Source organism: Sphingobium nicotianae (assembly GCF_018603885.1).
Lineage (GTDB): Bacteria > Pseudomonadota > Alphaproteobacteria > Sphingomonadales > Sphingomonadaceae > Sphingobium > Sphingobium nicotianae.
In genome coordinates, this window is sequence record NZ_JAHGAW010000006.1 from 85,842 (window position 1) to 111,726 (window position 25,885).

The 25,885-nt window shown below is 66.5% G+C and carries 20 protein-coding genes; 12 read left to right on the forward strand and 8 right to left on the reverse strand.

Annotated features, from left to right (window positions below; translation table 11 throughout):
- Nucleotides 1-34 precede the first annotated feature (34 nt).
- Together KK488_RS10175 and KK488_RS10180 are read left to right on the forward strand one after the other, a co-directional pair.
- Nucleotides 35-2,911 carry a TonB-dependent receptor plug domain-containing protein gene (locus KK488_RS10175; protein WP_214623136.1) on the forward strand — a complete coding sequence of 959 codons (2,877 nt, stop codon included), beginning with the start codon at nucleotides 35-37 and terminating at the stop codon, nucleotides 2,909-2,911.
- Between the two features lie 395 nt (nucleotides 2,912-3,306).
- Nucleotides 3,307-3,912 (forward strand): alpha/beta fold hydrolase, encoded by a 606-nt coding sequence (locus KK488_RS10180; protein WP_214623138.1) that lies wholly within the window; start codon nucleotides 3,307-3,309, stop codon nucleotides 3,910-3,912.
- A 122-nt stretch (nucleotides 3,913-4,034) separates the two neighbouring features.
- Here the strand turns inward: KK488_RS10180 and KK488_RS10185 are convergent, their stop codons facing one another.
- Both KK488_RS10185 and KK488_RS10190 read right to left on the reverse strand, forming a co-directional pair.
- Nucleotides 4,035-4,481, reverse strand: coding sequence for a Cif family virulence factor (locus KK488_RS10185; protein ID WP_214623140.1), 447 nt, complete (start codon nucleotides 4,479-4,481; stop codon nucleotides 4,035-4,037).
- A gap of 64 nt (nucleotides 4,482-4,545) precedes the next feature.
- Nucleotides 4,546-5,934 carry an MFS transporter gene (locus KK488_RS10190; protein ID WP_214623142.1) on the reverse strand — a complete coding sequence of 463 codons (1,389 nt, stop codon included), beginning with the start codon at nucleotides 5,932-5,934 and terminating at the stop codon, nucleotides 4,546-4,548.
- 192 nt (nucleotides 5,935-6,126) lie between these two features.
- Here KK488_RS10190 and KK488_RS10195 point away from each other — a divergent pair, with 192 nt between their 5' ends.
- The 3 genes from KK488_RS10195 to KK488_RS10205 all read left to right on the forward strand — a co-directional run bounded on the left by KK488_RS10195 (nucleotide 6,127) and on the right by KK488_RS10205 (nucleotide 9,035).
- Nucleotides 6,127-6,654 (forward strand): MarR family winged helix-turn-helix transcriptional regulator, encoded by a 528-nt coding sequence (locus KK488_RS10195; RefSeq protein ID WP_214623144.1) that lies wholly within the window; start codon nucleotides 6,127-6,129, stop codon nucleotides 6,652-6,654.
- Between the two features lie 193 nt (nucleotides 6,655-6,847).
- Nucleotides 6,848-7,615: a sulfite exporter TauE/SafE family protein gene (locus KK488_RS10200; RefSeq protein ID WP_214623146.1), complete on the forward strand. Its 768-nt coding sequence runs from the start codon at nucleotides 6,848-6,850 to the stop codon at nucleotides 7,613-7,615.
- Nucleotides 7,616-7,733: 118 nt separating this feature from the next.
- Entirely contained in the window at nucleotides 7,734-9,035 is a 1,302-nt protein-coding gene (locus KK488_RS10205) for an LLM class flavin-dependent oxidoreductase (RefSeq protein WP_214623148.1), read from the forward strand.
- 207 nt (nucleotides 9,036-9,242) lie between these two features.
- Here the strand turns inward: KK488_RS10205 and KK488_RS10210 are convergent, their stop codons facing one another.
- Nucleotides 9,243-9,581 carry a carboxymuconolactone decarboxylase family protein gene (locus KK488_RS10210; RefSeq protein WP_214623150.1) on the reverse strand — a complete coding sequence of 113 codons (339 nt, stop codon included), beginning with the start codon at nucleotides 9,579-9,581 and terminating at the stop codon, nucleotides 9,243-9,245.
- A gap of 191 nt (nucleotides 9,582-9,772) precedes the next feature.
- Between KK488_RS10210 and KK488_RS10215 the strand changes: the two genes are divergently transcribed.
- The gene (locus tag KK488_RS10215; protein ID WP_214623152.1) at nucleotides 9,773-10,162 is read left to right on the forward strand and encodes a carboxymuconolactone decarboxylase family protein; all 390 of its coding nucleotides are present in this window, start codon (nucleotides 9,773-9,775) and stop codon (nucleotides 10,160-10,162) included.
- 56 nt (nucleotides 10,163-10,218) lie between these two features.
- Here KK488_RS10215 and KK488_RS10220 read toward each other — a convergent pair whose 3' ends face one another.
- Nucleotides 10,219-13,059 carry a TonB-dependent receptor plug domain-containing protein gene (locus KK488_RS10220; RefSeq protein ID WP_214623154.1) on the reverse strand — a complete coding sequence of 947 codons (2,841 nt, stop codon included), beginning with the start codon at nucleotides 13,057-13,059 and terminating at the stop codon, nucleotides 10,219-10,221.
- 240 nt (nucleotides 13,060-13,299) lie between these two features.
- Here KK488_RS10220 and KK488_RS10225 point away from each other — a divergent pair, with 240 nt between their 5' ends.
- Nucleotides 13,300-14,667 carry an MFS transporter gene (locus tag KK488_RS10225; protein WP_214623156.1) on the forward strand — a complete coding sequence of 456 codons (1,368 nt, stop codon included), beginning with the start codon at nucleotides 13,300-13,302 and terminating at the stop codon, nucleotides 14,665-14,667.
- Nucleotides 14,654-15,532: an amidohydrolase family protein gene (locus tag KK488_RS10230; protein WP_214623158.1), complete on the forward strand. Its 879-nt coding sequence runs from the start codon at nucleotides 14,654-14,656 to the stop codon at nucleotides 15,530-15,532. Before KK488_RS10225 ends, KK488_RS10230 begins: the two co-directional genes overlap by 14 nt.
- A gap of 4 nt (nucleotides 15,533-15,536) precedes the next feature.
- Here the strand turns inward: KK488_RS10230 and KK488_RS10235 are convergent, their stop codons facing one another.
- Nucleotides 15,537-16,448, reverse strand: coding sequence for a cupin domain-containing protein (locus KK488_RS10235; protein WP_214623159.1), 912 nt, complete (start codon nucleotides 16,446-16,448; stop codon nucleotides 15,537-15,539).
- 237 nt (nucleotides 16,449-16,685) lie between these two features.
- Between KK488_RS10235 and KK488_RS10240 the strand changes: the two genes are divergently transcribed.
- The 3 genes from KK488_RS10240 to KK488_RS10250 are packed head-to-tail and all read left to right on the forward strand — an operon-like array spanning nucleotide 16,686 to nucleotide 20,037.
- Entirely contained in the window at nucleotides 16,686-18,824 is a 2,139-nt protein-coding gene (locus KK488_RS10240; RefSeq protein ID WP_214623162.1) for an acetate--CoA ligase family protein, read from the forward strand.
- A gap of 29 nt (nucleotides 18,825-18,853) precedes the next feature.
- Entirely contained in the window at nucleotides 18,854-19,705 is an 852-nt protein-coding gene (locus KK488_RS10245; RefSeq protein WP_214623164.1) for a p-hydroxycinnamoyl CoA hydratase/lyase, read from the forward strand.
- Nucleotides 19,702-20,037: a carboxymuconolactone decarboxylase family protein gene (locus KK488_RS10250; RefSeq protein ID WP_214623166.1), complete on the forward strand. Its 336-nt coding sequence runs from the start codon at nucleotides 19,702-19,704 to the stop codon at nucleotides 20,035-20,037. Before KK488_RS10245 ends, KK488_RS10250 begins: the two co-directional genes overlap by 4 nt.
- A gap of 107 nt (nucleotides 20,038-20,144) precedes the next feature.
- Here KK488_RS10250 and KK488_RS21585 read toward each other — a convergent pair whose 3' ends face one another.
- The 3 genes from KK488_RS21585 to KK488_RS10265 are packed head-to-tail and all read right to left on the reverse strand — an operon-like array spanning nucleotide 20,145 to nucleotide 24,048.
- The gene (locus KK488_RS21585; RefSeq protein WP_214623167.1) at nucleotides 20,145-21,230 is read right to left on the reverse strand and encodes an acyl-CoA dehydrogenase family protein; all 1,086 of its coding nucleotides are present in this window, start codon (nucleotides 21,228-21,230) and stop codon (nucleotides 20,145-20,147) included.
- Nucleotides 21,227-22,429, reverse strand: coding sequence for an acyl-CoA dehydrogenase family protein (locus KK488_RS10260; protein WP_214623169.1), 1,203 nt, complete (start codon nucleotides 22,427-22,429; stop codon nucleotides 21,227-21,229). The genes KK488_RS21585 and KK488_RS10260 overlap by 4 nt, the downstream gene beginning before the upstream one ends.
- On the reverse strand, nucleotides 22,429-24,048 hold the full coding sequence (locus KK488_RS10265) for a GMC family oxidoreductase (protein ID WP_214623171.1): 1,620 nt from the start codon (nucleotides 24,046-24,048) through the stop codon (nucleotides 22,429-22,431). The genes KK488_RS10260 and KK488_RS10265 overlap by 1 nt, the downstream gene beginning before the upstream one ends.
- Before the next feature lie 126 nt (nucleotides 24,049-24,174).
- Here KK488_RS10265 and KK488_RS10270 point away from each other — a divergent pair, with 126 nt between their 5' ends.
- Complete coding sequence (locus KK488_RS10270) at nucleotides 24,175-25,683, forward strand: aldehyde dehydrogenase family protein (protein ID WP_214623173.1); 1,509 nt, start codon at nucleotides 24,175-24,177, stop codon at nucleotides 25,681-25,683.
- Nucleotides 25,684-25,885 lie beyond the last annotated feature (202 nt).

Below are 25,885 nucleotides of genomic sequence, written 5' to 3' on the forward strand. Positions count from 1 at the left end.
GATCAAAAGACGATGATCAAGAGGGGAGTGGATTATGGCACGCATCGTGAGGCTCCGTACGCGGGGCTTGCTGATGATCACGACGGCGATCGGCGCTGTGGGACTGACGGTTGGTCCGGCGCAGGCGCAAGCACTGGCTGAGCCACAGGATGCCCCATCGGCGGCCGAGGGCGCCAGCGATCAGGACATCGTCGTCACCGCCTCGCGCACGGCCCAGAACGGCCTGCAGGCGCCAACGCCCACGCAGGTGATCGGCGCGGACGTCATCGCCAAACAGGCGGTGACCACGGTCATGGAGGTGCTCAACCAGAACCCCGCCTTCAAGGCGACCCGCTCGCCCGGCGCCAACGCGACCAATACCTCGAGCCCAGCACAGGCCACGGCCGACCTGCGCGCGCTCGGCGGCCAGCGCACGCTGGTGCTGGTTAACGGATCGCGCGTCGTGCCGTTTGCGCCGGCCAGCAATCTCGGCGTGCCGACCACGACCGACCTCAACCTCTTCCCGACCCTGATGATCGAGCGGGTCGACGTGGTGACCGGCGGCGCCTCGGCGCTCTACGGGTCGGATGCGGTCTCGGGCGTAGTCAACCTGCTGATGCGCAAGCAATATGACGGTATCCAGGTCACCGCCCAGGCCGGCATCTCGTCGCGCGGGGACTATCGCACGCTGCGCGGCGGCTTCATCGGCGGCCATGATTTCGATGACGATCGCGGCCATATCGTGCTCAGCGCCGACTATTCCGACAACAACGGCGTGGGCGACATCTATCGACGCGGCTGGGGCCGGGATGAATGGATGATCGTCAGCAACGGCCAGCGCACCACACCGAATACGCCGGGCTTCGGCCAGCCTGCCTTCATCCTTGCCAAGAACGTCCACAACAGTCTGGGCGCGGGCGGGGTGATCACCAGCGTCATACCCGGCCTGACCAACATGACCTTCAACAACAACGGGACACTGCGCCCATTCCAGAAGGGCTCCATCTTCGGCGGCTCGACGATGATCGGCGGAGAAGGTCGCTCGATCATCACCGACACCGCGCTGGTGCCGGACGTCACCCGCTTCACGGCCTATGGCAGCCTCCATTATGAGCTCAGCGATGCCGTCACCGCCTATGTCGAGGGCGGCTATAGCTGGTCCGAGGGCTTCCTGGACGGCGTCGCCATCCGCCTCACCAGCCAGGCGATCCGGCGCGACAATGCCTTCCTGCCCCCTGCTGTGCTGGCGCTGCTGCCCGCCACGACGCAGAGCTTCAACATCAGCAAGATCGCCCATGACGTCGGCATCAATCACTATGATGTGACCAACAAGACGCCGCACGGCGTGGTCGGCTTCGAGGCGGCGCTGGGGGGGGCGTGGAAGCTCGATGCCCATCTCTCCTACGGCGAAAACCACTACGCCTCGCGCACCAGCGAGAACCCGGTCACCGCCAAGCTCGCCTTCGCCATCGACGCGGTGAAGGACGCGAACGGCAACATCGTCTGCCGGGGCGTGCGCGACGGGGTCGCGGCGGCGGCGGGCTGCCAGCCGCTCAACCTGTTCGGCGAGGGCAACACCAGCGCGGCGGCACGCGCCTATATCTGGGGCAATGGCCTCTCCGAGGTGAAATATACCCAGGTATCGGCGGCGGCCAACATCGTCGGCCAGCCTTTCTCGACCTGGGCGGGGCCGGTCGCGGTGGCCTTCGGCGGCGAATATCGGCGCGAGACCGAAGCGCTGACTGCCGATGCGGTGGGCGCCGCCAACGGCTTCCTCACCGCCGGCAACGCCGTGCCCTATTCCGGCGCCTTCGATGTGAAGGAGGGCTATGCCGAGGTCACTGTGCCGCTGGCGGCCGACACGCCGGGGCTAGAGACGCTCGATGTGAACGGCGCGTTCCGCTATGCCGACTATAGCACGGCGGGCGGCCAGACGGCCTGGAAGCTCGGCGCCGTCTGGGAGCCGATCAAGGGCCTCAACTTCCGCGTGGCGCGCTCGCGGGACATTCGCGCGCCCGCGATCAATGAGCTCTACAGCCCGGGCAGCAACGTCACCAACAACGTCACCCTGGTCGTCGACGGCGTCACCAAGAATGCCTCGATCCCGCAGAATACCAGTCTCGGCAATCCCAATGTCGGGCCGGAATTCGCGGACACCTGGACGGCGGGCTTCGCCTATACCGGCAGCGGGGCGTTGCGCGGCGTCGGCCTCTCGGTCGATTATTACAACATCAAGATCAAGGACGCGATCACCAACCTTTCAACCACGAATATCGCGGCCCTGTGCGGGGCAGGGGAGACCCAGTTCTGCAACTATTTCACTTATGGGCCGGACACGAGCACGCCCAACCCCAACGACCGCATCCACACCGGCCTCGTCGCCGGCGCGCTCAATGTCGGCGCCTTCACGCAGGAAGGCATCGACATGACTTTGAGCTACCGCACCACCGCGCCGTTCCTGGGCGAGGACGGGCGCTTCACGACCACAGCCAGCGGCACCTATGTGCTGCACGCGCTGGTCGACAGCGGCACCGGCGCGGCGCCGATCGACCGCGTCGGCGAGAATGGCTGGGCGAACCTCGGCGCGATCCCGCACTTCCGCAGCACGATGACCAACACGTTCGGCGCGAAGCAGTGGGAGCTCTCGTTGCAGACCATCTTCATCAGCGGCGGCGTCCAGGACGTGACCTACAACACCTCGCCGACCACGACGATCAACGACAACAAGGTGCCGCGGGTCGTCTATTTCAACCTGACCGGCAAGCTCATGGTCGGCGACGCCCGCAAGTTCGAGCTGTTCTGGGCGGTCAACAACGTGCTGGACAAGGATCCGCCGCCAACCCCCTACATCATCCTCAACGGCCCGGTGAACGGCCAATATTACGACAAGGTCGGCCGCAATTTCATGGTGGGTGCGCGCGTCAAATTCTGACGGGCGCATCCGTTTCCCTCCTGGGGCGCCTCCATGGGGCGTCCTTTTTTTGGGCGCCGAGGACTGTCGGACTGATCGAGAGAGTCGATCGGGGCGCGCGATAATCTTCCGAAGTTCACGAAGGTCACGGTGTGAATTAATTTCTATTTCGCGAAAACAGGAGGGGGACCCGGACGAGCCGGATCCTGTGATCGAAAAGCGATTATTCATGCTGAGAAAGAACCGGGCTGTCATGGCATCATGGCAGGGGTGTAGGACAGGGGTTTCCGAAAGCGTGAGTTCCGACCGGTTTGCATCGGTGCGAGGCCATGGGCTCGCGAAAGCGGATTATCGGACGGCGACGTCTTTACGGACGGCGGCGTTGTATTCTGTTCGCCGCGCTCTAGGACCGCTGCATGACTAAGACGTTGTTCCTCCCCGGGGCCACTGCCGATGCGTCCTACTGGAGTGATGTCGCCGACCTGCTCGATGTCGAGGCGATCCATTTTTCGTGGCCGGGCCTCGGGGGTGAAGCACCTGAAGAAGGCATCGAAAGCATCGACGATCTCGTCCGTCTGGTTCTCGCGGAAATCGATCAGCCGGTGAATATCGTTGCGCAGTCGCTCGGCGGCCTCATTGCGATCAAAGCCATCCTCCAAAAGCCTGAGCATATCAACAGGCTGGTGCTGGCGGTGACCTCCGCTGGCGTGCCGGTTGGCGATCTTGGAGGAACAGACTGGCGGCCAAACCACATTCGCCGCTTTCCCAATGCACTTCTGCCCCGGTCGCCAGACTGGATGGAAGACACGTCGGTCGATCTATCGGAGCAGATAGCGCTTATCCAGGTTCCAACACTTCTGCTGTGGGGAAATGAGGACCCGATTAGCCCCGTTGCCGTCGGGGAGCGATTGCATTCGCTTTTCCCGAAATCGGAATTGCGGATCATTTCCGGAGGCCATCACGATCTTGCCCAAACACATGCGCAATTGGTCGCCGGCTTCATCGCTCAGCACTTCGCCTGACCGTCGTTGGGTGCACCACCAGACTATGCGGGCTGTTGAAGGCGGACGGCCGCTCCCCCCAACCCCTCCCCTGAAGGGGAGGGGCTAAGAGTTGGATTCTCGCCCGTTCCGGTGAGCCACCCTCAGCTGAAGTTGAGCTGGTTGCCGCCCCGGAAGAGGTTGACCAGTTCGCGGCGGGTGCAGAGCCAGCGGCCTGCGGCTTCGTCGTAGCGGAAGGTCTCGGTGGCGCGGCTGATGCGGGTGGGGACTTCGCTTTCCAGCGGCGGCTCGCCGTCGACGGCCCAGAGCAGCATGTACCAGTGAGCGGTGGCGCCGCCGGTCTCGTCGAACTCGGCGCGGAAATTGCTGTAGGCGTGGACGGCGACGCGGGCGCCGCGGTCCTCGCGCCAGCTGTAGAATTTCTGGATTTCCTCGCGGCCTTCGAGGTTCAGCTTGCCGGATTTGTAGACGGCTTCGGGCGCGTAATAGTCGGCGGCGTTGCGGCCCCAATTGGTGTCGACGTCATGCCAGAAGTCGGCGAGGCCCATTTCAAGCTCGGCCGTGGCGATGGCGCGGTCCCTGCGATTCATCCTTGTCTCTCCGTGATTTGGATCGGGTATTGCGGGCCGGCCGTGAAGCGTGACGCGCGCGCGCTCAGCCATGGGCCAGCGCGGCGCGCTGGATCCTGGGCGCGCCGTTGAGGCTCATCAGCCAGAGCGAGAAGAGGCCGGCCGAGGCGAGCGGCAGGGCGAGCATGGCGAAGATGCCCGCCGCGCCGAAGCCCTCACTCAGGACGAAGGCGCCGAACAGAGGGGCGAAGATGGAGGCGACGCGGCCCGCGCCATAGGCCCAGCCGACGCCGGTGGCGCGGTAGCGCGACGGATAGAGCGCCGCGGCGAGGGCGGCGACGCCGGCCTGGCCGCCATGCTGGCACATGCCGAGCATGACCAAGGCGACGAACATCAGCGGGCCGGGCGCGGTGACGCCGATCAGCGCGCAGCCGAGCGCCGCGGTGAGGAAGGTCGCCACCATCACGCGCTTGAAGCCGAGCCGATCGATGAAGAAGCCGATCGACAGCGTGCCGAGGACGCCGGCGGTCGTCTCCGTGGCGTTGACGGCGGCGACCATCTGCCAGGAGAGGCCGAGCACTTCCTTGAAGATCGTCGTCTTCCAGACCCCGGCGGTGATGAAGACGAAGCTCGATATGGTGATGGCCCACATGAGCAGTGTCCTAACGCGCATGTCCGGCCCCAATATCTCGGCGACCAGCGCTTTGGTGGCGCCGCCGGTTTGGGCTGGGCGGGGTGTCGCGACGATCGTCACCGGCGGGGCGCCGCGCGGCTGCATCGCCCGGGCGAGCGTCTGGATCGCGGGATCGTCCGGATTGCGGCCGGCGCGCGCGCGCAGCGATTCCGGCAGGAGGAAATGGACGAGCGGCAGCATGATCGCGGGCAGGGCCGCCGCGATCCAGAAGGCGCCGCGCCAGCCGAACGGTTCCAGCACGACCGCCTGCATGATCGCGCCGAACAGCGAGCCGAGCATCGTGCCGGAAACGGTGATGGCGCTCATCGTGCCGCGCAGACGTTTCGGCGCGGTCTCCGACGCGATGGTGACGAGGATGGGGATCATCGCCGTGCCGCACAGCCCGGCGAAGAAACGCCAGGCCGCGAAGACCGGCAGCGTGTGGGCGGTGAGGATGCCGAGCGCGGCGACCATCATGCCGGCATAGCAGATGAGCAGGACACGGGGCCGGCCGAGCCGATCGGCAAAAGGCGGGATCAGGAAGGCGCCGATCAGCATGCCGGTCTGCTGCGCGATCATCGCGGCGGTGACGGCGGCGGGCGCGACGTGGAAATCCTTGGCGAGGAGCGGCAGAACCCAGCCGACGACATAGAGCTCATAGCCGTCGATCGCGGTCAGCAGCGTGCAGAGGGCGATGACGATGATGTGGAAGCGATTGAGCGCGAGGCCGTCGACAAACGTGTCGGCGTCCATGGATTGGGGGATCGATGTTGGCATCGAATCCGGTTGCGCGCCCGTCATCCTGTCTCTCCTCCGGCCTGCTCGTGGACAGGCGCGGGGAATAGAACAGGATGGCAGCCAGACTGTCAATCAGGTTTGGTGAACATCGTTTGTCATGAGCAAACAGAAACGAGGCCGGGGCGCGGTTTCACGGCGCACATGAGGGCCGCCGCGATGCTGGACAGCGATGGCGCGATCCGCCATCAAGCAGTCATGGCGAAAACAGCCCATTCCGATGCCAAGACTTGGGCCGAGCATCCGACGCGCTCGATCCTGAGCCTCGTCAAGCAAGTGCAGTACAAGGCCTATGTGCGGCTGGAGTCCGTGTTCCAGCCGCTCGGCGTGACGGCGGTGCAGTTCCGCATCCTGACGACCCTGTCGTCGCGGCCGGGGCTCTCCTCCGCCGAGCTGGCGCGGCTCTACGACGTCAAACCGCAGACGATGATCAAGCAGATCGCCCTGCTCGAGGCCAAGGGGCTGATCGGCCGCCGGACCAGCCCGACCAACCGGCGGCTGCTCGAACTGACCCTGACGGAGGAGGGCCAGGCTTGCCTGAAGCTGTGCCGCACGGGCGCCCAGGCCATGGAGCGCACGCTGCTGGAGCCGCTCGACGAGACCGAGCAGGCGCATCTGCGGGCCATGCTGGTGACCCTCCTGCAGTCGATGAGCGGCCCCGTCGTGGCGGAGGGCGACGATCCGGATATCGAGGAATTCTCGCGGGTGGGCGTGCAGCGGGTTTGAGGTGGTGACCGACACTCCCCCTCCCGCTTGCGGGAGGGGGCCGGGGGGTGGGCTTTCCGACGTCACCGTCCAGTGCCCACCCCTAACCCCTCCCGCAAGCGGGAGGGGGACAGACCGTCCGAAACGCCTCGTCTGCCTGACAAGCTTAGGTGCCGCCCATCCCATCCCCCGGTTCACCTCCCCCAAGAAGAGCTTGATTGACCGATCCGCCGCGAGGCCCGACACGCAGCGGGCCGTGCTGACGCTCGCCCTCGCCCTCGTCGCTGCCCTTTACGCCTCGGTCGGGCAGGCGGGGGGCACGGGTTATCTGGCGGTCATGGGCATCGCGGGGATCGATCCTGCCGTGATGAAGCCGACGGCGCTGGCGCTCAACGTGTTGGTCGCGGCGATCGCCACGTTCCATTTCTGGCGGGCCGGGCGCTTCTCGTGGCGGTCCTTCTATCCGTTCGGCGTGCTCGGCTTTCCCTTCTCGCTGATCGGCGGGGCAATCAACCTGCCGGCTCATGTCTATTATCCGGTGGTCGGCGCGCTGCTGCTGGCGGCCTCGGGCCAGATGATGCGCGCGGCGCTGGCCGGGGCGATGCCGGAGTTGGCGCCGCGGAATCCGCCCTTCGTGCCCGCGTTGCTGGTCGGCGCCTGTATCGGCCTGCTCTCGGGGATCACCGGGACCGGCGGAGGCATCTTCCTGGCGCCGGTCATCCTGATGACGCGCTGGGTCGAGATGCGCCGGGCCGTCGCGGTGACCGCCGCCTATAATCTGCTCAACTCCGCCGCTGCCCTCGCGGGCAGCTATGCCACGCTGAACCGGCTGCCGGCGGCGCTGCCGCTGTGGCTGCTGGTCACGGCGATCGGCGCGACGGCGGGGGCCATCGTGGGCAGCCGCCATGTGCCGGAGCGGCCGATGCGCCTCCTGCTCGCGCTGATCCTGCTCGCCGCGGCGCTCAAGATGCTGCTCGCCTGACCGGTCGCTCACGCTCCGATCGCCACAAAGCCCTTTACATCATGCGCACCTCATGACAGCAAGGCTGTTATAAGCTTGGCTGTCAAATAGGCCGCCGAGTCTGAGAGGAGATGCGATCATGCAGTTCGGGCTCTTTTACGAACATCAGTCGCCGGCGCCGTTCACCGCCGAGGGGGACCACCGGATCTTCCAGAATGCGCTGGACGAGCTCGAGCTCGCCGACGCGCTGGGCTATGATTATGCCTGGCTGGTCGAGCATCATTTCCTCGAGGAATATTCGCACAGCTCCGCGCCCGAGGTGTTCCTGGGCGCGCTCAGCCAGCGGACCAAGCGCATGCGCCTCGGCCATGGCATCTGCGTGATGCCGCCGGCGATCAACCATCCCGTCCGCGTCGCCGAGCGCATCGCGACGCTCGACCTGCTCTCGGGTGGCCGCATCGACTGGGGCACCGGCGAGAGCGGCACCGCGCTGGAGCTGGAGGGCTTCAATGTCGATGTCGACCGCAAGAAGGACATGTGGCGCGAGGCGACCGAGCAATGCGCCAACATGCTGACGATGACGCCCTATCCCGGCTATGAGGGCGAGTTCTTCTCGATGCCGACGCGCAACATCGTGCCCAAGCCGCTGCAGAAGCCGCACCCGCCGCTCTGGGTCGCCTGCTCGCGGCGCGACACGATCCTGCACGCGGCGCGCAACGGCATGGGCGCTTTGGTCTTCGGCTTCGCCGCGCCGGAGCAGGCGGGGCAGTGGGTCCAGGACTATTACGACATCATCAAGTCCGACGAGTGCGTGCCGATCGGCCATGCGGTGAACGCCAACTTCGCGATCGTGACGGCGCTCAGCGTCCATGAGGACGAGCAGGAGGCGATCCGGCGCGGCTCGCAGGGGTTCAAGTTCTTCGGCTATTCGCTCGGTTATTATTCCTCGTTCGGCGAGACGAAGCCTGGCGATTCAAAGGTCTGGGAGACATTCCTCAAGGCCGAGGACAAGATCGCCGACAATCATGGCAACGGCGGCATCGGCACGCCCGAGCAGGTCTATGAGCATTGCAAGGGCTATGCGGACGTCGGCGTCGACCAGATCATCTTCGTCCAGCAGACCGGGCCGGCCAATCACGAGCATATCATGCAGTCGCTGGATCTGTTCGCGAAGACGACCATGCCGAGGCTGAAGGCGGACGAGGAGAAGCGGCTCGCCGACAAGGAGGCGGAGTTGGCGCCCTATGTCGCGGCCGCCCTGGCCCGGAAGAAGACGATGGCGCCGCTGCCTGTCGACGAGATCGCGCCGGTCACCTCCTTCGGCCAGCGCAAGAAGGATGCCGGTGCCTATGTGAACTTCCGCTCCGATCGCGGTGGCGGCGTCGCGGTGGTGCCGGACGATCCGCTCGCGCCGGTGGCGAAGGATCCGGCGGCGGCATGATGCGGGGGGGAGGTCAACTCCCCGCCCGTTCGTCCTGAGTAGGGGCTGAGCTTGTCGAAGACCCGTATCGAAGGACCGTGCATGGCCCTTCGATACGGGTCTTCGCTACACTGCCTTCGGCAGCTACTCAGCCCCTACTCAGGACGAACGGGAATGGTAGGAATGCCCCTCCGTTCTTGTTGAGCGTGGCTGGACTTTCAGGCTCCGTCAATCGTCCCGCGAGGCGCCCTCATGCGCGCGCTGGACGTTGAGCAGCGCCCGCGCGCCGTTCACCGCGCAGGGCCAGCCGGCATAGAAGGCGATGTGCGAGATGGCTTCGCCCAGCTCCTCAACCGTGAGGCCATTCTCGATGCCGAGCTGGATATGTCCCTCCACCTGATTGCGGTTGAGCGCGACGAGGGTCATGATCGTGATCAGGCTGCGATCGCGCTTGGAGAGTTGCGGGCGTTCCCAGACCTTGTCGTAGAGTATGTCCTGCGTGATCTCGTTGAGCAAAGGGGCGACGGCGGCCAGTTCCTTGCCCTTGCCGCCGGATGGTCTCTTCATGTCGTCTCTCCCGTCGGGCAGTTGCTATTTACAAACCCCATTCAGCATGGCAGCGACATCCTTATAAGCCAAGCTTTCATATCGCCGTCCGGTTCGATGCCGAAGCGGGAAAGGCTGTTAGCACGGACGAGGATGTTGCGCGCGGGCGGCCGCGCGGCCGCAGAGATACTTACCCTGAAAGGACCGATGCCATGAGCTTCAAGACCGACGATCCCTCTTTCGAGGCCGGCAAGGAGATGCGGCGCAAGCTGTTCGGCGAAGCGGCCGTGGCGCGGCTGGAGGAGGCGGATGATTTCAACGAGCCGCTGGAGGATTATGTCACGCGCGCCTGCTTCGGCGAGACATGGACGCGGCCGGGCCTGACCCTGCGCGAGCGCAGCCTGATCACGCTGGCGGTGGTGGCGGCGCTCAACCGGCACACGCCGGTCAAGCGGCTGACCAAGATGGCGATCACCTGCGGCGCGACCAAGGACGACATCAAGGAGACCATCCTGCAGACGACCATGTATATGGGCATCGCCGGCGGCGTGGAGACCTGGGCGCTGTGCGCCGAGGCGCTGAAGGAAATCGACGCCTATTGAGGGGTAGGGGGAGCCCTCTCCCACGAAAGTGGGAGAGGGCTTTAGGGGCCCGTCCCTCAGAAGCGCACGCGGGCGCCGAACACATAGTAGCGCCCGACCTTGTCGAACATCTGCGAGTTGGCCACGGTCGGCTGAGTGATCGCGTTCGGCAGGATCGGCGGGCTGACGTCGAGCAGATTGTCGACCTTGCCGTAGATCTCCAGGAAATCGGTGATCTTGTAGGAGGCCGACAGATCGAGATAGCCGCGGCCCTTCACATGATTCTGGTCGGCGGGCAGATCGACATTGTCGACATAGAAAGAGCGGAACTTGCCGCTGCCGATATAGCGGAAATAGGCGCCGAGGCGCATCTTGTCGGTGGTCCAGCTGAGATCGTAGTTCCATTTCCAGTGCGGCTGGCCGGAATAGTCGGTGGCGAGGTCGCCGATATAGCTGGTGGTGAGACCCGAGACGGTGAGGGCGAGCTTGTCGACATAATTGACCAGCAAGCGGGCCGCGACCGTGCCCTCGGCGCCGAGCAGCGAGAGCCGGCGGCGATAGGCGATCTCGAAATCGATGCCGCTGGTCTCGCTGCGCTGCGTGTTGACCAGAGTGGCGACGACCTTCGAGATGAGGTTGGTGTTCGGATCGACGGTGATCAGCGCGCAGCTGTCCTGCAGGTTCGAGACATAGCAATTGTTGAGGATCGTCTGCGAGGGAATGGCGGTGATCACCCCGTCGATCTTGATGTGATAATAATCGATCGAGGCGTTGAGGCCGGGCAGGAAGCTGGGCTGGAGGACGAGGCCGATCGACTTGGTGTCGGCGCGCTCGGGCTGGAGCGTCGGATTGCCGCCGGTGAGCTGCAGGATGATGTAGCTGGGCGACGGCCGGTTGGCGCGCGGATCGGTCAGCGAATTGAGCACCTGGTTCTGGCCGGCGTAAAGCTCGTTGATGTTGGCCGCGCGAATGTCGCGCGAGATGGTGCCGCGCAGGCGGATGTCCTTGATCGGGTTGTAGTTGAAGCCGACCTTCCAGGTGGTGACCCCGCCCGAGGAGCTGTAATCGGCATAGCGCACGGCGCCGTTCAGCTCGAGATTCTGGGCGAAGGCCATGTCCTTGGCGAGCGGAACGGCTGCTTCGAGATAGGCTTCCTTGACGGTCAGCTTGCCCGTGAAGGGCTGCTGGTTGATCGAGCGCCAGGACCGCGTCAGCGAGAGCGCATCGGACACGCTGTCGATCGTCTCGTGCCGATACTCGCCGCCGACCGCGACGCTGACATCGCCGGCCCAGGTGGCGAAGGGCTTGCCGCGCAGGTTCGCGCCGGCCGCGTTCTGGGTCATCCTGGCATCGTACCAGGACGTGCCCCGATACCAGTTGAGCGCCGCCTGGCTGATCGAGCCGGCGCCGAATACGTTGATCGGCACGCAGGCGGGATTGTCGTTGGCGGTGCTGGCATCGGCATTGATCCGGCAGACCGGCTGGCCATTGGCGCCGATGACGGCGTCGACCCCGTTGAACCAGTTGGTCTGGATGCGGTTGTTGACCGATTCCTGGCGGAAGCGATTGTCCGAACGCTGGACGAAGGCGTCCCACTCCCAGCCATCGCCGAACTTGCCGTTGAGGCCGGCGGCATAGCGCAGGACGCGGCCCTTGCTGTTGTTCTGCGAGAAGCCGTCTTCCATGTTCACGCGGCCCAGGCTGAAGCGCGTGATGTTGTTCGCCGTCATCAGCGTGCGGATCGAGGTCGGCAGGAAGGCGTTGTCGCGCTGGATGGTGAGCGGCGTCGCGCCAAGATCGATGTTGGGCGCCAGATCCGAATTCACCTCGACCCGCGACCAGAGCAGGTCGGTCCACAGGGTGATTGCTGGCGAGATGTCGAAACTCGCGCGGCCATAACCCGAATAGCGCTTGATATCCGGCAGGATGTTGCCGTCATCCTCCAGCGAGGCGCCGTCGCCGCCGAGCATGAAGGTGTTGTTGGCCGGGCTGCCATAGGTGAAGGATTGCGGCGTACCGCCGGTGCCGAACTGAACACCGCGCAGCACGTCGACGCCATTCGCGGCATTGGTGTCGGCATTGACGCCGACGATCAGGCCGCCGAGCGTTGCGAACAAGCGACCATTATTGGCGATATAATTCTTGACCTGGCTATTGGTCGACGTCGCAAGCGGATTGCCGAACAGGATCGGACTGTTCTGCCCCCAGGGACGGGCTGCCTGACGCGTCTGCCCGGTATTGTGATAGAAATCGCCGGCGATCTCCAGATGCAGACGATCGTCGAGCAGGCTGGTGCCGGCCGCGCCGGATATCACCGGGCGGTTGAAATCGCCGTAGCGCGAGACGCCGTAGGAGGCGTCGAGCTTGAGGCCGGTGAAGTCTTTCTGCAGCCCGAAATTGATCACGCCCGCAACCGCGTCGGATCCGTAGGCGGCCGAGGCGCCGCCGGTGACCACATCAACATTGCTGATCAAGGCGACCGGGAAGACGTTGGAATCGATGCCGCCGAACGGGCTGGTCGCGGCGAGGCGGCGGCCGTCGAGCAGCACCAGCGTGCGCGCGGCGCCAAGGGCGCGCAGGTCGATCTGGTTCTGACCGACCGGCTCGGACGAGCGGCCGACATTCTGGTTCACGCGCAACTGCGGGATCTCGTAGTTGAGCTCGGCGACGCTGGTGATGGCGCGGTCCTGAATCTGGACGGCGCCGACCGTGGTGACGGGCGTGGGCGCCTCGAAGCCGCGGCCGAGGCGCGAACCGGTGACGACGATCGCCTGATCCTCGGCCTCGCCCGTGGCGGGCTGTGCCTGCGCGTCCGCCGGCGCCGCGAGCGACAGCATCGGCAGGGCCAGCGCCAGAGCGCTGCAACCGGACCGCCAGGACGGCGGGCCGAGGCGTGAGATGATCGACCAAGAACGCATGTACATCCTCCCCTAACCGGATACGGGCACGGCCTCTGGCCGCTGCCTTCCGCACGTTCGCGCGACGTCTGAGACGGAATGTCCCGCCCCGCATCTTCATTCTGAATTAACGAACGATAGTCGGTTATGACATATAGCGCCTATCGCGCAAGGGTAAAATCAGATATTGCCGAACGTCATTGGTTATCTGCATAAGTGATGCGGACGGTCCACCTTGAAGGACTGCGCGGGAGAGACGGCATGGCAAGCACGACAGCGGGACAGGCGCGATCGCCCGCAGCGACGATGAGCCCCTATCAATATGCGCTGGTGGCGCTCTGCTGCATATGCAACCTGGCGGACGGGTTCGACGTCTCCTCCCTGTCGCTGATCGCGCCGGTGCTGAGCGAGGACTGGGGCATCGATCCGGCGGTGCTCGGCGTCATCTTCACGGCGACTTCGGTGGGCCTCGCGCTCGGTGCCTTCTTCATCGCGCCCCTTGCCGACCGCTTCGGGCGGCGGCGGGTGATGCTCTGCGCGATCGGATCGCTGGCCGTGACGATGATGCTGTCGGGTGCCGCGACGAACATTTCCCAGCTTCTCATCTTGCGCACGGTCACCGGCCTTGCGCTCGGAACATTGGTCGTCTGCCTCAACACCACTGTCGCCGAGTTCGCGACGCCGGCCGCGCGCAACGTTTCGATGGCGGTCGTGCATGTCGGCTTTTCGCTCGGCATGGCGACGGCGAGCGCGGTGACGATCCTCGTGCTGGACTGGCAGGGGTGGCGGGGCGTGTTCGTCGCGGCGGGCCTGCTGAACGGGGTGACCTTCCTGATCAGCCTGCTGCTGCTCGGGGAGTCGCCGCAATTCCTGATCAAGCGGCGCGGTCCGGCGGACCTTGCGCAGTATAATCGCCTGCAGCGGCGCATGGGACTGCCCGACGTGGCGGCGCTCCCGCAGCCGGTGGTCCATGAAACCGTGGCGCGGCCGGGCTTCCGCAGCATGCTGGAACCGGCGATGCGCAGCGAGACGCTGCTCGCCTGGACGACGGCGCTGACCTATTCGATCGTCGGCTATTTCCTGATGAGCTGGAAGCCCACGATCCTGCACAATGCCGGCCTCTCGCCCAAGCTGGCGGCGGCCAGCGTGATGATCAGCAGCGCGTTCGGCATTGCCGGCCATCTCGGCATGGGCCTGTTCGCCAAGCGCTTCGGCGAGCGGCGGCTGACGGCGCTGTTCTTCCTGCTGGCGGCGGTCTGCCTCATCATCTTCGGCATCCAGCCGCCCGACCCGGTCCCGCTGCTGCTGATGGCCGGGCTCACCAACTTCTTCGTTGTCGGCGCCTATACCGGGCTCTTCCTGGTCGCGGTGGTGATGTATCCGCCGGCGAGCGCGAATACCGGGCTGGGCTTCATCGTCGGCTTCGTGCGCGTCGGCGCGGCGGTCGGGCCGATGCTCGGCGGCTTCCTGCTCAGTGCCGGGTTCGGGCGGATGGACACCTATGTCGTCTTCTCGGCGATCGCGATCGTCCCTGCGCTCACCATGTTCCTCGCCGCCCGGCTCGCCGCGCGGCGGCGGCCCGACGCCTCCTCCACCGCAACCGCAGGTCTTGCCAGTGAAGCTGTTTGATGCGCATGCCCATGTTTTCACCGGCGATACGGATCGCTATCCCATCGACGTCACCAATGCGAAGGAAAGCCCGGAAGCGCTGATCGCGCGCATCCGGGACAATCCGATCGACGCGGCGCGGCTGCTCGCGGAATGGGATGCGGCCGGGGTGAGCGGCGGCACGGCGGTGCAGTATAACTCGATCTACAAGACCGATAATCGCTACATGCTCGACGTGGTCGACGCGCATCCCGGACGGATGTCGGCGGTGCTGATCCTGGACGCGACGCGGCCGGAGACGCCGGAAACGCTGACGGCGCTGGCCAGGGCGCATGACGTGGTGGGGCTTCGACTGTTCGGCTTTCCGGGACCGGACGCGGACTATCCCTGGTTCGACTCCCCGGCCGCGCACCGCACCTGGGAGGCGGTCGCCGCAAATGGCCTCGCGATGGACATGATGTATGTGCCGGGTCCGCCGACGCGCAACGTGATCGGCCGGATCGTGGCGCTGGCGAAGCGCTTTCCGGACATGCCGGTGCTGATCGACCATTGCGGCTGGCCGCATGTCGACCGGGGGGATGAGGGGACGATCGGGGAGGAACTGCTGGAGATGCGCGAGGTGCGCAACATCCAGTTCAAGTTCACCGGGATCAACTTCAACCGCTTCGCGCCGGCCGGGATCGATCCGGCCCGGTTCGTGCGCCGGATGGTCGACACGTTCGGCGTCGAGCGGCTGATGTGGGGATCGGACGTCGGCAACACCAGGGAAAGCTATGCCGACATGGTGGCGATGGCGATCGGCGCGATGGACCTGCTCAGCGACGCGGAGCGCGCGGCGGTGCTGCACGACAATGGCCGGCGCGTGCTGGGCCCGCGCCGGGGATGATCGCCTATTCCCTGCCCGGCATCGGATAATCCTCGGCATTCAGCACCCAGCCGGGCTTGGCCGAGAAGTCGAAGCGCGGCGGGCAGAAGGCATCGAGCAGCCGGTTGAGGCCGGGCGCGACGCCCTGCGAGGTGTGGGTGACGGGCGGCGGGATCACCGCGACGGAGGGCGCGGCGCAGCGCTCATGCTCGTCCTCGCGCCATTCGCGGCCGTCGCTGATCCACGGCCAGCGCAGATGATGGATATAGTCGCCATCCAACGCGATCGAATATTGCTCGAAATCGTCGTGATGATGGGGCGAGAGATTGTCGAGCCCGCGCTCGCCGACGCGGCCGTCGCCGAAGTTCACCATGATCGTGGAGCCGCGATAGAGCCGGCCGAAGCGGCACTGCTCCGGGCCGACCGAGCCGGAATAGACGCGCACCTTGCGGCCGCCGACCGGGTCCGGCCAGGGCTGGAACGGCGGGATGTTGGGGTCGGGCGTCTCGTAGAAATCGGCATTGGCGCAGCGGGTGACGAGATCGACCGCACGGACGGTGAACAGGCGCAGCAGCCGGCTGCCCTTGCGCACCGTCACCTTGCTCGCGCCCGAGGGCACGAAGGCGACCGACTTGCCGCGTGCGATCACGCGCTGGCCGTCACTCTCGATCTCGATCTCGCCATCCTCGTCGGGGAGAAGGACGGCATATTCGTCGGGCTGGTCGGCCCGCTCGAAGACGGCGCCTTCGCCCACCTCGCTATAGGCGACGACCATGGTCTGGCCGCGCGCATACCAGGTGCGGGCAACGGAGGTCGTTTCCTGCGGCGGTTCGCCGTAGAAGCGGGCATAGCTCGCGCCCTTGAAACTGGTCGGGGTGGGGGCTTTCCCGCTCTCCGCCGGGGCGAGCGTTGCCCGCAGATCGTTGCGCCCGTACATCGCTCTCTCCTGCGTCAGACGATTGATTCCGGCGCTTTTGCGCGGTCCGGATGGTGTCGATCGTAGGGCCGTGATGGCTGCGGGGTCTAATTCCTTATATCAGCCTGGCTCATATCCGGAAAGTATCGGATGGCAGCATAGCGACTCATAGCGTGATCCTATCGCAACCTGTCCAAAACGGCATTGGACCCCACCGGGACAGGTGCCAAACAGGGTGCAAAGACCCGGGAGTGGAGGATGGCCTTGCAGTATGATGCGGCGACGATCGATGCGCCCGAGCGCGCCGAGAGGCACATGGGCGCCGCGCTCTCGCGCCTGCTGCGGCCGCGCTCCATCGCCATTGCCGGCGCCTCCCCGGATGCCAAGACGATGGGCGGATCGGTGCTCGCCAATGTCGAGCGGTTTGCCTTCGGCGGCGACGTCCACCTGATCAGCCCGACGCGCGACGAGATCAACGGGCGGCCCTGCATCAAGTCGGCCGAGGAGCTGCCGATGGGAGTCGATGCCGCTGTGCTCAACGTGCCGCGCGCCGCGATCCTGCCGATGGTCGAGGCCTGTGCGCGCCGGGATGTCGGCGGTCTGGTCGTCTTTGCTTCCGGCTTTGCGGAGGCTGGCGAGGAGGGGCGGCGCGAGCAGGAGCGCGCCGCGGCGATCTGCCGGGAGGCAGGCATGGCTTTGCTCGGCCCCAACTGCTTGGGCTATGCCAATTATCGTGCCAATGTTGCGCTGACCTTCGAGCCGGTGCAGCCCATGCCCCCCGGCAAAAGGCGCGGCGTCGCGGTGATCGCGCAGAGCGGTGCGACGGCGTCCAATATCCGCGCGGCCATGCAGGGGCGCGGCATTTCGGTCTCGCTGTCCGTCGCGACCGGCAACGAGGCGGTGATCGACGGCAGCGACCTCATCGATTTCATCGTCAGCGACGGATCAGCCGGCGCGATCGCCCTCTATGCCGAGCAGATCGGCGATCCGCAGCGCTTCCTCGCCGCCGCGCGAAAGGCGCGGGCGGCGGGCATCCCGATCGTCATGCTCCATCCCGGCCGCAGTCAGCGCGGCATGGCGGCGGCGGCATCGCACACCGGCGCGATGGCGGGCGACTATGCGCTGATGCGCAGCGCCGTCGAGAATGAGGCAGTGGTGGCGGTCGACACGATGGATGAGCTGTTCGACACGCTCGCCATCCTGCATCGCTATCCGGAGCCGGTGCCGGGCGATCTGGCCATCGTCACCAATAGTGGCGCGATCCGGGGCATGTGCTTCGATTTTGCCGAGGATATCGGCCTGCCGCTGGCGCAGGTGAGCGACGCCACGCTCGCCCGGCTGGCCGAGAAGCTGCCGGGGCTGGAGATCGACAATCCGCTCGATGTCGGCACGACCGGCTTCGTCAGCGGCGCCGTCTATGGCGAGACCAGCGAGATCATGCTGGATGACCCCGCGGTGAGCGGCGTGCTGCTGCCGATGGCGAGCGGGGCACCGCCGCAGCAGCGCTCCAAGTCGGACGCGGTCATCCCCGTCGCGCTGGCATCCGGCAAGCCGGTGGTGATGGCGCTGACCGGTGACGAAGCGCCCCTCGATCCGGACTTCCTCAGCGCGATGCGCGACAGCGAGACACCGCTGTTCCGCTCGCCCGAGCGGGCGATGCGCGCCTTCGCGGCGGTCAATCGCTATGCATCGGCGCTGCGTCATGTCGAGGACCGCACGGCGCCGGCGAGCGGCCTGACCGGCTGGGCCGAGGCGGGCGTGAAGCCGGAATATGCCGGCAAGGATTTCCTGCGCCGGATCGGCGTGCGCGTGCCCGAGGGCGGGCTGGCCGGGACGGTCGAGGAGGCGCTGGCGATCGCGAGGCGGATCGGCTTCCCGCTGGTGCTCAAGGCGCAGGCGGCGGCGCTGTCGCACAAGAGCGATGTGGGCGGCGTGATCCTCAACCTGCGCGACGAGGCGGACCTGCGCGCCGGCTGGGACCGGCTGATGGCCAATATCGGCGGTGCGAAACTGGACGGCGTGCTGGTCGAGCAGATGTCCGCGCCGGGCCTCGAGATGATCGTGGGCGCGCGGCATCATCCGCACTGGGGCGCCTCGGTGCTGGTCGGCCTGGGCGGCGTCTGGATCGAGGCGCTGGACGCGGCGGAACTGCTGCCGGCCGACATCTCCCATGCCCGCGCCGTCGAGCGCATCCGGGGGCTGCGCGGCGCCAAGCTGCTCGGCGCCTTTCGCGGCCAGCCGGCGCGTGACGTGGACGCCGTCGCCGATGTGGTGGTCAAGGTCGGCGCGGCGATGCGCGCGGGCATCGGCATCGAGGAAATCGATATCAATCCGCTCATGGTGCTGGCGGAAGGGCAGGGGGCGGTCGCGCTCGATGCCCTGATCGTCACGCGCTGAGCAACGACAGGAACAGGACGAGGACAATCATGACCGATAAAGCGATACCCGGCGGCGACACCGTGAAAGTCGAGTTCGAGGATGGCATTGCCTGGGTGCATCTCAACCGGCCCGAGAAGCGCAACGCGATGAGCGTCGGCCTCGCGCGGGAGATGAACGCGGTGTTCGATGCGCTGGAGGTGGATGATCGCGCCGGATGCATCGTCTTGACCGGCAGCGGCGAAGCCTTCTCGTCCGGCATGGACCTCAAGGATTTCTTCCGCGCGACCGACGGCATCTCCGACGTCGAGCGCCACCGCGCCTACCGCGAGACGCGCGCCTGGCAATGGCGCACGCTCATGTATTACGCCAAGCCGACCATCGCGATGGTCAACGGCTGGTGCTTCGGCGGAGCGTTCACGCCGCTCATCTGCTGCGATCTGGCGATCGCCGACGAGGATGCGGTGTTCGGCCTCTCCGAGATCAACTGGGGCATCATCCCTGGTGGCGTCGTCTCCAAGGCGATCTCGACGCTGATGGGCGACCGCGAGGCGCTCTATTATGTGATGACCGGCGAGAAGTTCGACGGGCGGCGGGCCAAGGAGCTCGGCCTCGTCAACGAGGCGGTGCCGAAGGACCGGCTCAAGGCGCGCACCCGCGAGCTGGCGAAGATCCTGATCGACAAGAACCCGACCGTGTTGCGTCAGGCGCGGATGGCGTACAAATATGCGCGCGAGATGAACTGGGAGCAGGCGGCCGAATATCTGACCGCCAAGGGTGACCAGACCACCTTCGTCGACCGGGAAAAGGGACGCGAGCAGGGGCTGACCCAGTTTCTGGACGAAAAGACCTTCAAACCCGGGCACGGCCACTACAAGCGGGAAGAGGAGCAGGATGGATGAGAAGGCCGAGCGCCGCCAAGGGCGATGAGCTGAAAGCCGTCGCGCCCGATTTCGTCGAGCTGACCGACCGGGTGCTCTACAGCGAGGTGTGGGAGCGGCCGGGCCTCGCGCCGCGCGACCGATCGATGCTGACCATTGCGGCGCTGATGGCCTCCGGGCGCCTCGGGCAACTGGAGAACCATATCCGCTTCGGGCTGGAGAACGGCATCACGATGAAGGAGATGGAGGAAATCATGATCCATCTCGCTTTCTATGCCGGCTGGCCGTCCGCCGTGGCAGCGACGCGGACGTTCCATGACGTGGTGAAGGCGCGCGAAGCGGCGGGGAGCTAGCTCTACCTGATCCACTTGGGGGTCTTCCGTTCGTGTCGAGCGAAGTCGAGACACGAGAGAGCCGCCCTTGCGTGTCTCGACTTCGCTCGACACGAACGGGGTAGGTGTCAGCCCGCCCAACCGCCGCCAGCCGCCACCACCGCCCGCTGATGATCGGTGTCGCCGAACAGCATCCCCAGCACCGTCAGCCGCTGGAAATAGCGCCCGGCGGGATAGTCGCTGGCGAGGCCCATGCCGCCATGGAGCTGGATCGCCTGCTGCCCCACGAACCGCGCCGAGCGATTGACCAGCGCCTTGGCGGCCGCGACGGCGACGCTGCGCCGGGCTTCCGGCGCCTCCATCATCGAGGCTGCGTAGATCATGATCGAGCGGGCACGCTCGATGGCGATCAGCATGTCGGCGGCGCGGTGCTGGAGGGCCTGGAACGATCCGATGACGGCGCCGAACTGCTGGCGGACATTGAGATAATCGACGGTGATGGCGAGCAACTGCTCCATCGCGCCGACCATCTCCGCACAGGCGCCGAGAATGGCGCCGTCGACAGCCTCGGCGAGGATCGCGCGGTTGCGCGCGGGATCGCCGATCGCGGCCTCGGGCGGCAGAGTGACGGCGTCCAGCGTCACGTCCGTCGCGTGGCGGCCGTCCGGCGTCGGCTGGATGGCGAGCAGGACATTGGACGTGCCCGGCGGAATCAGGAACAGGCCCAGCCCCCGCGGCGTCGCGGCGGGGCAGAGCAGGACGGTTTCGCCGTCATGATCCAGCACCGCGACTTTCGCGCCGCTGATCGTCCAGCCCTCGGCGGTCGGTTCGGCGCGGGTCGCGGGCGCATCCCAGCGATAGCGCTGGCCCGGCTCGAACAGCGCCAGGGCATGGCGCGCGCCCACCGCGAGCAGGCCGGTCAGGGCTTCGTCTGCGCCGGCGAGCGCCAGCGTCCGCCCGGCAAGCAGCACCGATTGCAGATAGGGCGCCTGCGACAGGTGTCGACCCATCGCTTCCATGACGATCATGACTTCCTCGGGGCCGCCATCGAAGCCGCCTTGCGCCTCGGTGAAGGGCAGGCCGATCAGGCCCTGATCGAGGCAGTCGCGCCATTCGGCCGCGGGGTCGCGAACGGTCTGTGTGGCGTGGCTCGCCAACAGACGCCCCGCCATGTCCGCAAGCAGGATCTGCTCTTCGCTCGGATCGAAATTCACGACGGCCGCCCCAGCCGCAGCACCGAGCCGGCGAGAATGTTGCGCTGGATCTCGTTGGAGCCGCCGAAGATCGAATATTTGCGGGAGCTGAAATAGGCGGAAACGATGCCCGAGCGCGCATCGAGGCCGTCGAAAAGCGCGTCCTCGCTTGCCTCGGGAAACCCCGCGGTCAGGGCGCCGGGACCGAGCGTGTCGATCAGCAGCTCGGCGGCGCGCTGGAGAAGTTCGCCGCCTTCGGTCTTCAGGATCGAGGTCTTTGGATCGATGCCCTGCACCGGCGCGGAGGCGACGACGCGCATCTGGGTGATCTCCAGCGCCTTCAGCTCGATCTCGGCCCAGGTCAGCCGCCGGCGGAAGGCGGGATCGTCGATCAGCTGGGCGCCATGTTCGCCCGATGCCTGTTCCGCCAGCGCCCGCACGCGGTCGAGCCGCCGCCGCGTGAAGCCGACATTGCCCATCGAGGTGCGCTCCTGGCCGAGTAGGTAGCGCGCATAATCCCAGCCCTTGCCTTCCTCGCCGACGAGATTGTCGGCGGACACCAGGACATTGTCGAAATGCACTTCGTTGAGATGGTGGAAGCCGTCGATCGAGCGGATCGGGCGCACCTCGATGCCGGGCGTCGCGAGGTCGATCAGCAGGAAGCTGATGCCCTGCTGCTTGCGCGCTTCCTGTGAGGTGCGCACGAGGCAGAAGATCCAGTCGGCCTCGTGCGCATAGGTGGTCCAGATCTTCTGGCCGTTGACGCGATACGCATCGCCTTCGCGCACGGCCGAGGTCTTGAGCGAGGCGAGGTCGGAGCCGGCATTGGGCTCGGAAAAGCCCTGGCAGAACCACAGGTCGAGATTGGCGATGGCGGGGAGGAAGCGCCGCTTCTGCGCCTCCGATCCGAAGGCGGCGATGACCGGACCGACCAGCGCGACATTGAAGGCCAGCGGTTTGGGGACGGCGTTGCGGTCGATCTCCTCGGCGAGGATCGCGCGCTTGACCGCCGACCAGTCGCGGCCGCCCCATTCGAGCGGCCAGTGCGGCACGGCATAGCCGGCGCGGTTGAGGATCCGCTGCGCCTCCACCGTCCAGGCGCGTGGCAAGGGCTGTTCCTGATAGACGGCGGTGCGGATGCGCTCGGGGACATTGGCGAGGAGATAATTGCGCACCTCGGCCCGAAAAGCCTGCTCGTCCTGCGTGAATTGCAGCTCCATCAATCGGCCGGTGCCAGCGGGGTTCGTCCCCGGATCAGGTCGGAGGCGCGTTCGGCGACCATGATCACCGCCGCATTGATGTTGGCGCCCGGCACGGTCGGGAAGACCGAGGCATCGACCACGCGCAGGCCCTCGATGCCCTTCACGCGCAGCTCGCTGTCGACCACCGCGGCCGGATCCTCGCCCATCCGGCAGGTGCCGCAGGGATGCTGGGTGATCTTGAGATTGTCGCGGATGAACTGGTCGAGCGAGGCATCATCCTGTGCTGCCGCACCTGGCGCGCGCTCGCCGCTGACCATGTCGGCGAGCGGGGCCGACGCGAAGATGCGCCGCACCGCTGCGACCCCGCCGCGCAACTCGGCGAAGTCGTTGGGCGTCGAGAGGAGGTTAAGGTCGATGCGCGGCCGCTCGGCCGGATCGGCGGAGCGCAGCTCGACCGTGCCGCGGCTCTCCGGATGCAGCTGCATGACCATCACCGAGAGGACGTGGCTCTGCTGCGCGCCGAACGGATACCAGAGCTTGGCGTCGAGCCGGACCGGCAGGAAGACGAGCTGGATGTCCGGCTGGGACAGCTCGGGCCGGGTCTTGAGCATCAGGATGCCGCTGGTGATCTGCGTGGCGAACGGTCCCTTGCCGGTCGCCCACCAGCGCAGCACCGATCGCACCGCGCGATCGAAGCGCAGGGCGGAGAGAAACGTCGTTTCCTCCCGCGCGTTGAAGCTCATGTAGAGCACCGGATGCTCGGAGAGATTGCGCCCGACCTGCGGGGCATCGACGAGCGCCGCGATGCCATGCTCGGCGAGGTGGTCGCGCGGGCCGATGCCCGAGAGCATCAGCAATTGCGGTGATCCATAGGCGCCGGCGGAGAGGATCACTTCCTTACGGGCGCGGACCTGATGGAGCGCGCCGTTCCGGCGATATTCGACCCCGACCGCGCGGCCATTCTCGATGAGGATTCGGGTGGTCTGCGCCTGCGATTCCACGCGCAGGTTGCGGCGCGTGCGGGCGGGTTTGAGATAGGCTTGCGCGGTGCTGGCGCGGCGGCCCCGGCGATCGACCGTCACCTCGCAGCGCGAAAAGCCCTCCTGCTGCGCGCCGCTCAGATCCTCGCTCGCTTCGAAACCGGCGGCGAGCACGGAGGCGCCGATGGGCGCGCCGAGCAGATGATCGTTCTCGACCGGCGTGACGGCGAGGGGGCCATCGCCGCCATGATAAGGCCCGGCGCCGTGCCAGCTCGTTTCCATCTTGCGAAAGTAGGGGAGCACATCGGCATAGCTCCAGCCCGTCGCGCCCATCTGCCGCCAGCCGTCATAATCGCCGGAATGGCCGCGCATATAGATCATGCCGTTGACCGAGGAGCAGCCGCCGAGCAACTTGCCGCGCGGCAGGGGCTGGGTGCGGCCGCCGGTCTTGGGATCAGGCTCGCTCTCATAGCCCCAGTCGATGGCCGGATCACCCGCCGCCATCATGAAGCCGAGCGGCATTTTGAGCAGCCATTTCTCGTCCGACCCGCCGGCCTCGAGGAGCAGCACCGCGTTGGCGCCATCCTCGCTCAACCGGTTGGCGAGGACGCACCCGGCCGACCCGGCGCCGACGACGATATAATCCTGTTCCTGCATGCCCTGCATCCGCTCCCGTGCCGGCGTTGTGTCATGGCAAATAGCGTTCGACAAGGCCTAACGCGGTCGTTTAATGGAGCCTCACCGGCACAAAGCCGCCTTTTGACCCAGCCGAGGAGGAACGGAATGTCGGACGCGCAGACCCTGGAGAAACCGCCGGTGCCCGCACTCGATGAGGCGCGTCGCTTCGCGGCGGGACGGCATCAGCTCTTCATTGGTGGTCGCTGGGTCGAGCCGCAATCGGGCGAGCGGTTCGCGACCCATGACCCGGCGACCGGCGCGCATGTCGCCCATGTCGCCAAGGCGATGGCGGCCGACGTCGATCTCGCCGTCCAGGCCGCGCGCAAGGCGATGGCGGACCCGGCCTGGACCGAGATGAAGCCCAATGCCCGCGCCCTGCTGCTCAATCGCCTCGCCGACGCGCTGGAAGCGCATGCCGACGAGTTCGCCGCGCTGGAGACGATGGACCAGGGCAAGCCGGTGCGCGACGCGCGCTTCTTCGACCTACCCTATGCGGTCGATCTGCTGCGCTACAATGCCGGCTGGGCGACCAAGCTGAATGGCGAGAGCATATCGCTGTCCGGCCCTGGCACCTGGCATGCCTTCACGACGCGCGAGCCGGTCGGCGTGGTGGCGCAGATCGTGCCGTGGAACGCGCCGATCGCCATGGCCGTCGCCAAGATCGCGCCGGCTCTGGCGGCCGGCTGCGCGGTGATCCTCAAGCCCGCCGAGGAGACGCCGATGACGGCGCTGCGGCTCGCGCATCTTATCGCGGACATCGGCTTCCCGGACGGCGTGTTCAATCTGCTGACCGGCTTCGGGGAGTCGGCGGGTGCCGCGCTCACCGCGCATCCCGGCGTCGACAAGGTGACCTTCACCGGATCGACCGAGGTTGGCCGCCTGATCCTCCAGGCCGCGGCCGGCAACTTCAAGCGGGTGACGCTGGAGCTCGGCGGCAAGACGCCCTGCATCATCCTGCCTGATGCCGACGTGCCGCGCGCGATCGAGGGCGCCGCGCGCTCGATCTTCGGCAATGCCGGCCAGATCTGCAATGCTGGCTCGCGACTGTTCATCCATCAGCGCCATTATGATGAGGTGGTGGAGGGCGTGTCGAAGATCGCCGAGGCGATGAAGGTCGGCGGCGGGTTCGAGGCGGATACCCAGATGGGGCCGGTGATCAGCGCGACCCAGCGCGATCGCATCCGCTCCTATGTCGAGGGCGGCGTTGCGGCCGGTGCGACCCTGCGCGCGGGCGGGCGCGAGATCGGCGGCCCCGGTTCGTTCGTCGCGCCGACGATCCTCACCGACACGGACGCGCAAATGGCCGTGCGCCGCGAGGAGATTTTCGGCCCGGTGCTGTGCGCCATGTCCTTCGCCGAAGAGGATCTGGAGGCGATTGCCGCGCAGGCCAATGCCAGCGACTATGGCCTGGGCGCGATCCTGTGGACCAACAATCTCTCCGCCGCGCATGGGCTGGCCCGCAAGCTCAAGGCCGGCACGGTGCGGGTGAATGGCGGCGGTCTCGATCCGGCGCTGCCGTTTGGCGGCTTCAAGCAATCCGGCTGGGGCCGCGAGAATGGCCGCGAGGGCATCGATGCCTATACGGAGGTCAAATCGATCGCGATGGCGCTATAGCGATGCCGTGACGGCGATGACCGGGTTTCGGCGGTGAGCGGGCGCTGCCTCTCCCACCGACGTCACCCTGGGCTTGACCCGGGGTCCCGCTGTTCCTTTTTCACACGTTCGGGGCATACTTCGATATCGCACAGAGGAAGCGGGATCCCGGATCAAGTCCGGGGTGACGGCAATCTCAATGTCCGCAAAGGCGTCGTGATCC